This is a genomic window from Propionivibrio sp. (assembly GCF_049316945.1).
Taxonomy (GTDB): domain Bacteria; phylum Pseudomonadota; class Gammaproteobacteria; order Burkholderiales; family Rhodocyclaceae; genus Propionivibrio.
Genome location: NZ_JBMOJE010000338.1, coordinates 1 through 2,156, shown reverse-complemented (window position 1 = coordinate 2,156; position 2,156 = coordinate 1). Strand labels below are relative to the sequence as shown.

Here is a 2,156-nt window from a genome sequence, read left to right as displayed (position 1 = left end):
TCTTCGATATCTACACCTACGCCGGCATCATCCTGGTGGAGACCATGTACCTGTTCCCCTTTGTCTTCATCCAGGTCAGTGGCGCGCTCGAGCGCATGGACCCGACGCTGGAAGAGTCGGCACGCATTTCGGGTGCTGACCTGTTCACGATCACGCGCAAGATCACTATTCCGCTGGTGCTGCCCTCCATTCTTTCGGGCTCGCTGCTGATCATGCTTTACTCGATGGCGCATTTCGGTACTGTGGCGGTGTTGGGCGTGGAGACCGGCATCTACAACATACCGACGCTGATTTACGAAAAGATTCACCAAAGCGCCGGCAGCTTTGATTCGATCCGCTCGGCGACCGTTCTGGCGACCGTTCTGGTGCTCACCGCTGCGCTGATTCTCTGGCTGCAGAACCGTATTCTCAGCAAGGGCCGCTACCAGATCATCGCCGGCAAGAGTTTCCGGCCGACCGAACTGAAACTGCGTGCCTGGCGTGTTCCGCTCTTCATCTTGTGCGTGACCTACATCGCGTTCACGATCGTGCTGCCGACGGTGACCATTTTTCTGGTCGGGGCGCTCAAGACCTACGGCCTGCCGTTTACCGCTGCCAATCTGACGTGGTCGAACTACCACCACATCCTGTTCGAGTGGGACCTGACACGCGACGCGATCTGGAACAGCGTCAGCCTGGGCTTGTCAGCGGCGCTGATCACCATGTTTGCCGGCGTCATCATCTCCTACGTGATCGTCAAGATGAAAGTGCGCGGCAAGGGCATGCTGGAGTTTCTGGGCATGCTGCCGTTTTCGGTGCCGGGCTCGGTGATTGCGCTGGGCGTCATTCTGGCCTGGAGTGGCAAGTTTGGTGTCAACCTGTACAACACGGTGTGGATCATTTTGCTGGCCTATATCGCACGCTACATGGCGTTCTCGCTGAAGGCCAATTCCGCTGCACTGGAGCAGGTTCACGATTCGCTGGTCGAGGCGGCGCGCGCTTCCGGCGCCACGGTGTGGCAGGCGCTGAAAGACATTGTCATTCCATTGGTGCGTCCGGGCATGGTGGCGGCCTTCTTCCTGATCTTTCTACCGGCCCTGCGGGAACTCACGGTGTCGGTGCTGCTGTACGGTCCCACCACCCGCACCATCGGGGTTGCGATCTACACCTTGAATGAAGATGGCGAGACGGTCTACTCTGCAGCACTGGCGGGCATCGCCCTGATCATCATCGTGCTGGGCGAAGTGCTGATCAAGCGTCTGGTGACTGGCAAGAACAATTCCTGATGAGAGCGCACTCATGGCCTATATAGAACTCAGGAATGTCAGCAAACGCTTTGGTAGCGTGGCGGCGGTGGACCGCTTGAATCTGGACATTGCCAAGGGCGAGTGCGTCGCCATGCTGGGTCCGTCGGGTTGCGGCAAGACCACGACCCTGCGCATGGTGGCCGGCTTCGATGATCTCGATGAAGGAGAAATCCGGGTCGGTGACAAACTGCTGTCTTCAAGCCAGAAGAAGTATTACCTGCCGCCCGAGAAGCGCAATTTCGGCATGGTGTTTCAGGCCTTCGCGGTCTGGCCGCACCTGTCGGTGTTCGAGAACGTGGCCTTCCCCTTGCGCGTGCGCAAACTGCCCAATGCCGAAATCATGGCGCGCACCGAAGAGGCGCTGCGCCATACCAATCTGCTGGCGGCAGCGCAGGGCAGCCCGGATGACCTCTCGGGCGGCGGCAAGCAGCGGGTCGCACTCGCGCGTGCGCTGGTGATCCGGCCCGACGTCATGCTGCTCGACGAGCCCCTGTCCAGCCTGGACCCGCATTTCCGCGAAGAGATGCGTTTTGAGATCAAGGACTTGCAGCGTCGCTTTGGTTTTTCCATTTTGTACGTGACGCACGATCAGTCGGAGGCCATGGCTCTGTCGGACCGCATTCTGGTGATGCGCGCCGGTGTCGTTCAGCAAATCGGCACGCCGCTGGAGGTGTACGGCGCGCCGGCAAACCGTTTTGTTTTTGAGTTCATTGGCCTGTCGAGTTTTCTGCAGGCCGGACTGAGCCCTTCGGGCATGCAGATTGACGGAGTCACTTATCCCTGGCCAGCGGGATTGACGCCGCCGGCGGAACTTCTTGCCGGCGCTGCCGCTCTGCTGGCGGCGCGACCGACCGAAATCGACTTCGTCAG

At 59.8% G+C, this 2,156-nt stretch carries 2 protein-coding genes; both read left to right on the top strand.

What is annotated here, in order from left to right; genetic code table 11:
* Positions 1-1,265, top strand: a 1,265-nt coding sequence (locus ACOYNV_RS27805) for an ABC transporter permease (RefSeq protein WP_422903066.1), incomplete at its 5' end; no start/stop codon positions are given.
* Between the two features lie 13 nt (positions 1,266-1,278).
* Positions 1,279-2,156: ABC transporter ATP-binding protein (locus ACOYNV_RS27800; protein WP_422903065.1), on the top strand; the 878-nt coding region annotated here is incomplete at its 3' end.